This is a genomic window from Acidovorax sp., assembly GCF_046341535.1.
Classification (GTDB): domain Bacteria; phylum Pseudomonadota; class Gammaproteobacteria; order Burkholderiales; family Burkholderiaceae_C; genus Acidovorax.
Genome location: NZ_JBKDRI010000061.1, coordinates 1 through 7,444, shown reverse-complemented (window position 1 = coordinate 7,444; position 7,444 = coordinate 1). Strand labels below are relative to the sequence as shown.

Below are 7,444 nucleotides of genomic sequence, written 5' to 3'. Positions count from 1 at the left end.
GCGCAAGGCTTCGACAGGCTCAGCCCGAACGGCTGGTTCAAGTTCAAAGGTGCCGACTCAATAAAAACGGCAATTGGATGCATTTGCCAGCGCTGCTGTTGGGGTGCCAGGCAAGGCGCGACGACGCGGCAGGCTCGTGCCTGCAAGGAGGAGCAACACCGCATGGCGCTCCAAAAGCGGTGCTGGCAAGTGCATAGCGCTGTCTCCCTAAAGGTGAGGCTGCGAAAACAACGCAAGCCCCGAGTCCACGCGGTGTGCGGCAAGATTACAAGCGGTTAACTGCCGTTTTTAGGTTCAATCCTGCCCCTTGCGCCAGCAGGCTATGCCGCTATTGTGCTGCAGGCGGTCATCACAGCGTCACGGCGCGGCGTTGCAATGGCGTATCGCTCCCGCCAAAGCCCCTGCCATGCTGCTGCAACGCACCGAAAAAGCACAACGCGAACTCTCGACCGGCGTCCGAATGCTGAGCCTTCGCGAACGATCCCTGCTCTTGTTGGCCGACGGCCGGTCGCTGCATGACCTGCAGGCTGTGTACTACGGCATGGGCACCCACATGGTCGAGCATCTGGTGCGCCAGGGCTACCTTCACAGCCCCGCCCACCACGGCACTGAAGAGCCGCCTGACCTGCCCGCAGCGCGACACCAACAAGGCGCCATGCCCGGCCACGGATAGCGGCTAAGCGGCGGCAAGGCGCCACAAGGATGTGACCTCCGCCGCGCGAGCGGCATGGAGCGCGTCGGAGGCGTCGCCCGCCTTGCCGTGGCGGGGCTTCACATCCTGGCGGCCCAGCACCACAAGGCCTGCCCCGGCAATCCATTCGAGCAGTTGTGCGCGTGGGCGCAGGCCCAGGTGTTCGGCCAGGTCCGAGAGGACGAGCCACCCCTCACCACCCGGCTCCAGGTGGGCAGCCAGCCCGGCCAGAAACCCCCGCAGCATGGTGCTGCCTTCGTCGTACACGGCCCGCTCGATGGGCGAACTGGCGCGCGCGGGCACCCATGGCGGGTTGCACACCACGAGCGGCGCACGGCCGGGCGGAAACAGATCGGCCTGCACCACCTCCACCTGTGCCAAAACGCCCAGCCGCTGCAGATTTTCACGGGCGCAGGCCAGCGCGCGCGGGTCCAGGTCCGTTGCCACCACGCGCCCAACGCCGCGCCTTGCCAGCACGGCCGACAGCACGCCGGTTCCGGCACCGATGTCAAAGGCCAGCGTGTTGGCAGGCAGGGGCGGTGTGGCTATCAGATCGACATATTCGCCGCGCACCGGCGAAAACACGCCGTAGTGCGGGTGAATGCGGTTGTTAGGCGCGGCCCCCAGGGCGGGCACTTCCACACCCTTTTTGCGCCATTCGTGCGCACCCACCAGGCCCAGCAGTTCGCGCAGCGAAGCCACCGAGGGCTTGCCATCGGCCGGGCCCCACGCCTCGGTGCAGGCCGGGCGCAGGTCGGGCGCGCGCCGCAGGGCCACACGGTAGTCCCCCTCCAGCGGGATCAGCACCGAGGCCAGCACGCGCGCGCGCTGCGACTGCGCCTGTCGGTGCAAGTGGAATGCCTCGGCAGGTGTGGCCGCAGCGGCCTTGGATGCTGCCTTGGCCGCAGCGGCCTTGCGTGGCTTGCTGCCCCGCCGGTCGATGCGGCGCATCAGCGCCTGCACCAGCATGCGGGCGTTTTGAAAGTCGCCCTGCCACAGCAGGCCAGTGCCTTCGCAGGCCATGCGAAAGGCGGTGTCAGCGGCCAGCGTGTCGTCGGCCACCACCACGCGACGCGGCGCAGGTGCGCCGCTTTCGGAGCGCCACAGGGCTTGGTGTGTCTGGCCCTGGTGGCTCCATTCGATCATGTGCGATACCGGATCAGTTAATCGGGCGCTTCAGACGCACTTCTTCGATCTTCACGCCACCCACCACGGCAGTCTTGGCGGTGGAGAGCTCGCGCTTGAAGCCTGCAAGCTCGTGAAAACGGATGGCGCGCTCGTTGCGCAGCGGCACCCATGCGGTCACGTTGGTACAGCCTTCTTCCTGAAGGCCATCGCGGGCCGCATCCCACAGCGCCAGGCCGACGCCCTGACTCCAGTGCGTGGGGGCTGCATAGATCGCCCAGATCTCGCCGGTGGTGGGGCGCGATTTTTCGTCGCGCGAGCGGTCGTAGCCAACGAAGCCGACGATCTTCTCGCCGTCAACGGCCACCTGCACCTGGGGTTCGCAATACTCAATGGCTTCGCGCCAGTAGGCCTGACGCTTTTCAACCGACATGGATTTGAGCTGCTCGTCTGGAACCAATCCCTTGTAGACCTCTTGGGCAGAGATGGTGTGGATCTGGGCGATGGCCTTGGCATCGCGAAGCGTGGCGGGACGAACCTGGATACTGGACATGGGACAACCGAACGACAACGGGAAAGAAAAAACGAAAGGACCGGCATTGTCGCCGCAAATGGTTATTGGCTCCCTGCCCCAGCGGCACGGTCCACGAGGGATGATGAGCTTGAACGCCTGCCTGGCCGCACATCCGCAGCACCGTCATGGGCGCTGGGATGTCTTAAAGCCCAGGCATCGGCCGGCTACAGCCAGCGGCGCAGCATGCCCATGAGGTGGTCAAAGCGCGGGCCGTAAGGCGGGTAGAACAGCGAGCCCATCGACCAGCGCGACTGCACCAGCACCGACTTTTGATGGCAAAACCGCAGGAAGCCCTGCTCGCCGTGGTACGCACCCCAGCCGCTGTCACCCACCCCGCCAAACGGGAGGTTGTCGTGCGCAATGTGCATCAGCGTGTCGTTCACCGTCACGCCACCGCTGACCGTGCGGCGCAGCACATCGTCGCGCACTGTCTCGCTCTGGCCAAACCAGTACAGCGCCAAAGGGCGCGGCCCCGCGTTGATGTGGGCGATGGCGTCGTCCAGCGTCTCGTAAGCGATCACGGGCAGCACCGGGCCGAAAATTTCCTCCTGCATGAGCTGCATGCCAGAGGTGGCGCCAAACACCAGCACCGGCAGCATCTGCCGACTGACACCGTCGCCCAGCGTACCCTGGGTGTGCACCGGCGGCTTGCCTGCGGTGGGGTCGATCACCTGCACCTCGGCACCCTGCGTCTGCGCCTGTTGCAGCATGGTGTGCAGTCGCTCAAGGTGGCGGGCATGGATGATGGAGGCGTAGTCGCCGTTGCCCTCGATGGTGGGAAACAGGCGCGCTACGGCGGCCCGATAGGCCTGTGAAAACTCGGCCTCGCGCCCGCGCGGCAGCAGGACGTAGTCGGGTGCGATGCAGGTTTGCCCGGCATTGAGCAGCTTGCCGTGGGCAATCTTGAGCGCTGCATCGTGCATGTCGCAGTCGCCGTCGATGATGCAGGGTGACTTGCCGCCCAGCTCCAGCGTGGTGGGCGTGAGGTGCTGCGCTGCCGCCTGCGCCACCTTGCGCCCCACGGCGGTGGAACCGGTAAACACCAGGTGGTCGAAAGGCAGCGATGCAAACTGCGCCGCCAGGTCGGCATTGCCCTGCACCACGCAGAACTCGTCCGGCGTGAAAAATTGCGCCACCAGTCGCGCGAGCTGGGCGGACGTGTGCGGCGTGAGCTCGCTGGGCTTGAGCATCACGCGGTTGCCTGCGGCCAGGGCCGTGATGGCGGGCGCAAGGGCCAGTTGCACCGGGTAGTTCCAGGGCGATATCACACCCACGACACCCAGCGGCTGGCGGTAGATGTAGCCCCGTGCGGGCTGCAGGTGCAGCGGCGTGCGCACCTTGTGCGGCCGGCTCCAGCGGGACAAATGCCGCAGCGTGTGCGAGAGCAGCGTGTGCAGCACCAGAAAGTCGGCCACCTCGGTGAGCCGTGGCGAGCGCATGCCAAAGTCGGCCTGCACGGCGGCGGCCAGCACCGGGCCGTTGTCGTCGAGCAGCTTGCGCACGCGCAGCAGGCGCTCGCGGCGCACCAGCAGTGGTACATCGACCTGTTCGCGGCTGGCCTCGCGCTGTAGTTCGAAACGGGAACGGATCTCGGCGAGGGTCATGGCTGCATCATAGAAGACGCCCTGGAACACGCGCGGCGCAACAGGGCGAAAAAAAACCGCCTGCGCTCTGCCAAGCCGGGCGGTCTGTGGGCAAGCGGCTGCGAAGAACGTTAGCGAACCTGCCGTGCCTCAACGTCCGTCACCTCCTGCGCGCCCGGCAGCACGCCGCCGCGCCGCGACGGCGCAGCGCCCGCACCCGATTGATCCGGGGCCACCCGGCCCGACCGGGACGTGGCTGACCACCGGGCAGAACGGAACACGGTGCCAAAGCCCGCTCGCGGATCCATGCGCATCACCCAGGGGTTGATGGGGCGGCCCATGAGCCGCGCCCACCCTGCGCGCAGGCCCCACGCGGCCGCCAGCACCAGCGCTGCCACCGCAAAGCTTGCCATCATCACCAGCCCGGCAGCCGCAGCCACCAGCCACACCAGCAACCGGGCGATGCCGGCAACAACGTCATTCACGCGAAAACTCCTGTTCACAAAGCCGGCCAGGGCGCAATGGCAGCACCCGCCACCGCGCCACACCGCCAAGTCCAGCGCTCAAGCAAACTGAAATACTCCCGGCTCCAGCACCGGGTTGACCGTGACCGCAATCGCGCTCTTGGGCGCAAAGCGCCCTTCCAGCAAGAGCTTGGACAGCGGATTCTCGATGCGCTGCTGAATGGCGCGCTTGAGCGGCCGCGCACCGAACACCGGATCGAACCCGACCTTGGCCAATTCTGCCAAGGCAGCATCGGAGACCTGCAGCTCCAAATCCATCCGGGCCAGACGGGCTTGCAGCAGTTGCAGCTGGATCTTGGCGATCGAGGCAATGTGCTGCGCATCCAGCGCATGGAACACCACGGTTTCATCAATGCGATTGAGAAACTCGGGCCGGAAGTGGTTCTTCAGTTCGCCCCACACCGCATCCTTGATGTCCTGCGCGTCCTGCCCCACCATGGCCTGGATCAGGTGCGAGCCGATGTTGCTGGTCATCACGATCACGGTGTTTTTGAAGTCCACGGTACGGCCCTGGCCATCGGTCAGGCGGCCATCGTCGAGCACTTGCAGCAGCACATTGAACACGTCGGGGTGCGCCTTTTCCACCTCGTCGAGCAGCAGCACGCTGTAGGGCTTGCGGCGCACGGCCTCGGTCAGGTAGCCGCCCTCCTCGTAGCCCACATAGCCGGGCGGCGCGCCGATCAGGCGGGCCACCGAGTGCTTTTCCATGAACTCGCTCATGTCGATGCGCACGAGGTGGTCTTCGCTGTCAAACAGAAAACCCGCCAGCGCCTTGCACAGCTCGGTCTTGCCCACGCCCGTGGGGCCCAGGAACAGGAACGAGCCCGTGGGCCGGTTCGGATCCGACAGGCCCGAGCGCGAGCGGCGGATGGCGTTGGCTACGGCCAGGATGGCTTCGTCCTGCCCCACCACGCGTTCGTGCAGTTTGGTTTCCATCTGCAGCAGCTTGTCTTTCTCGCCCTGCATCATCTTGGAGACCGGGATACCCGTGGCGCGGCTGACCACCTCGGCGATTTCCTCAGCGCCCACCTGGGTGCGCAGCAGCCGGTTGGGCGCAGACGCGCCGTCTTTGCCTTCTTCCTTGGCCTGGGCTTCCTTGAGCTTGCGCTCCAGGTCGGGCAGGCGGCCGTATTGCAGCTCGGACACCTTGGTCAGATCCCCCTTGCGGGTGAATTCAACGATTTGCAGCTTGATGCGTTCGATCTCTTCGCGCACCTGGGCCGAGCCCTGGGCCTGCGCCTTTTCGCTGGTCCAGATTTCCTCCAGGTCGGCAATGTCTTTTTGCAGGCGATCGATTTCCCCCTCGATCAGGCCAAAGCGCTTTTGCGATGCCTCGTCCTTTTCGCGGCGCACGGCCTCGCGCTCGATCTGCAACTGGATCAGGCGGCGGTCGAGCTTGTCGATGGCCTCGGGCTTGGAGTCGATTTCGATCTTGATCTTGGCGGCGGCCTCATCGATCAGGTCAATCGCCTTGTCGGGCAAAAAGCGGTCGGTGATGTAGCGGTTGCTCAACTCGGCTGCGGCCACGATGGCCGGGTCGGTGATTTCGACGCCGTGGTGCGCCTCGTACTTCTCTTGCAGGCCGCGCAGGATGGCAATGGTGGCCTCCACCGTGGGCTCGCCCACCAGAATTTTCTGGAAGCGGCGCTCCAGGGCTGCGTCTTTTTCGATGTACTTGCGGTACTCGTCGAGCGTGGTGGCGCCCACGCAATGGAGCTCGCCGCGGGCCAGGGCGGGCTTGAGCATGTTGCCTGCATCCATCGCCCCTTCGCCCTTGCCTGCACCCACCATGGTGTGCAGCTCGTCGATGAAGACGATGGTCTGGCCCTCGTCCTTGGCCAGCTCGTTCAGCACGATTTTCAGGCGCTCTTCAAACTCGCCGCGGTATTTGGCACCCGCCAGCAGCGCGGCCATGTCCAGTGAGAGGACCCGCTTGTCCTTGAGCGACTCGGGCACCTCGCCCGCCACGATGCGCTGGGCCAGGCCTTCCACAATGGCCGTCTTGCCCACGCCGGGCTCGCCAATGAGCACCGGGTTGTTTTTGCTGCGCCGCTGCAGCACCTGGATGGCGCGGCGGATTTCGTCGTCGCGGCCAATCACAGGGTCAAGCTTGCCCGCCCTGGCGCGTTCGGTGAGGTCCAGGCAGTACTTTTGCAGCGCACCGCGCTGGCCTTCGGCTTCGGCGCTGTCCATCTTCTGGCCGCCGCGAACGGCGGTGATGGCGGCTTCCAGGCTCTTGCGCGTGAGGCCGTTGTCTTTGGCGATCTGGGCAGCATCGCCCTTGCTGTCGATCAGCGCCAGCAAAAAGAGCTCGCTGGCAATGAACTGGTCGCCGCGCTTGATGCCTTCCTTCTCGGTGGCCTGGAGCACGCGGCCCAGCTCGGGCCCGCCCTGCACCTGGTCGTGCCCTTGCACCTGGGGCAGGCGCTTGATGGCCGCCTCAGCCGCCACGGTCATGCCGGGCACATTGACGCCCGCGCGCTGCAGCAGCGCCTTGGGGCCATCGTCTTGCTTGAGCATGGCCAGCAGCACGTGCACGGGCTCGATGTAGGCGTTGTCATGGGCCAGGGCCAGGCTCTGGGCGTCGCCCAGGGCCTCCTGGAACTTGGTGGTGAATTTGTCGAGACGCATGGTCTAAGTCCTCCGGATGACCCAACACGTTGGGCGGCAGCTGCCGTATTTCAAGGCAGCCCGGGGTTTGGAGACTTGACTTGCGTCAGCAGTGCATCACAGCCACAAAACAATGTTTGCTATGTTTTAGATAGCACAAAATTGAGCAGCATCGCGCGTAACTGGCACTTTTTATTCGCGGATTCAACAACAAAGTGCATCGTTAAAAAGCTAGGTTGGCTCAGGAGGCATAGGATGTCCTCCCCGACCTAGCCGTCATGGAAAGACACGATGCCCTATACACACCTGAGCCGAGAACAACGATACCAAATTCATG

6 protein-coding genes are annotated in these 7,444 nt (G+C 65.1%); 1 reads left to right on the top strand and 5 read right to left on the bottom strand.

Going from position 1 to position 7,444, the window contains the following annotated elements:
• Window positions 1–406 precede the first annotated feature (406 nt).
• Window positions 407–673 carry a hypothetical protein gene (locus ACK543_RS04200; protein ID WP_409941601.1) on the top strand — a complete coding sequence of 89 codons (267 nt, stop codon included), beginning with the start codon at window positions 407–409 and terminating at the stop codon, window positions 671–673.
• Window positions 674–676: 3 nt separating this feature from the next.
• Here the strand turns inward: ACK543_RS04200 and ACK543_RS04195 are convergent, their stop codons facing one another.
• From ACK543_RS04195 to clpB, 5 genes are all read right to left on the bottom strand, one after another.
• Window positions 677–1,837, bottom strand: a complete 1,161-nt coding sequence (locus ACK543_RS04195) for a methyltransferase (protein WP_409941600.1) — start codon at window positions 1,835–1,837, stop codon at window positions 677–679.
• Between the two features lie 13 nt (window positions 1,838–1,850).
• Entirely contained in the window at window positions 1,851–2,369 is a 519-nt protein-coding gene (locus ACK543_RS04190; RefSeq protein WP_409941599.1) for an N-acetyltransferase family protein, read from the bottom strand.
• A 185-nt stretch (window positions 2,370–2,554) separates the two neighbouring features.
• Entirely contained in the window at window positions 2,555–3,994 is a 1,440-nt protein-coding gene (locus ACK543_RS04185) for a coniferyl aldehyde dehydrogenase (protein WP_409941598.1), read from the bottom strand.
• Between the two features lie 110 nt (window positions 3,995–4,104).
• A complete protein-coding gene (locus ACK543_RS04180) occupies window positions 4,105–4,458 on the bottom strand; it encodes a hypothetical protein (RefSeq protein ID WP_409941597.1) in 354 nt (117 codons plus the stop codon).
• A 78-nt stretch (window positions 4,459–4,536) separates the two neighbouring features.
• Entirely contained in the window at window positions 4,537–7,128 is a 2,592-nt protein-coding gene (clpB, locus tag ACK543_RS04175) for an ATP-dependent chaperone ClpB (RefSeq protein ID WP_409941596.1), read from the bottom strand.
• Between the last annotated feature and the right edge of the window lie 316 nt (window positions 7,129–7,444).

Bases quoted from the DNA above. Each gene is read 5' to 3' on its own strand.
- ACK543_RS04200 (WP_409941601.1), top strand. From the start codon at position 407: ATGCTGCTGCAACGCACCGAAAAAGCACAACGCGAACTCTCGACCGGC.
- ACK543_RS04195 (WP_409941600.1), bottom strand. From the start codon at position 1,837: ATGATCGAATGGAGCCACCAGGGCCAGACACACCAAGCCCTGTGGCGC.
- ACK543_RS04185 (WP_409941598.1), bottom strand. From the start codon at position 3,994: ATGACCCTCGCCGAGATCCGTTCCCGTTTCGAACTACAGCGCGAGGCC.
- ACK543_RS04190 (WP_409941599.1), bottom strand. From the start codon at position 2,369: ATGTCCAGTATCCAGGTTCGTCCCGCCACGCTTCGCGATGCCAAGGCC.
- clpB (WP_409941596.1), bottom strand. From the start codon at position 7,128: ATGCGTCTCGACAAATTCACCACCAAGTTCCAGGAGGCCCTGGGCGAC.